1 protein-coding gene is annotated in these 209 nt (G+C 46.9%); it reads left to right on the top strand.

Annotated elements, in window-relative coordinates; genetic code table 11:
• Positions 1-209 (top strand): transposase (locus ACLUXO_RS10495; protein WP_412137474.1); only part of this gene is annotated, 209 nt, incomplete at both ends.

Raw genomic sequence — 209 nt, 5'->3', positions numbered from 1 at the left:
TTCAAGGCGCAAAAGGCAAAGACGGGCAAGAAGACAGGAATCGATCTCAATCTTGACAATTTCCTAACCGATTCAGACGGCACGGTAGTGGACAATCCTCGCTACTACCGCAAATCCTTAAAGCGGCTGAAAAAGCTTCAAAGACGTGCGTCAAGAAGACAGATTCGTGCCAAAAAGGAAGGCCGGAAGCTTTGGCAAAGCAAAAACTA

It is taken from the genome of Lactobacillus delbrueckii subsp. bulgaricus (assembly GCF_046938665.1).
GTDB lineage: Bacteria > Bacillota > Bacilli > Lactobacillales > Lactobacillaceae > Lactobacillus > Lactobacillus delbrueckii_C.
The sequence above is the reverse complement of the archived record's forward strand: the minus strand, read 5'-3'. Positions and strand labels throughout refer to the sequence as shown.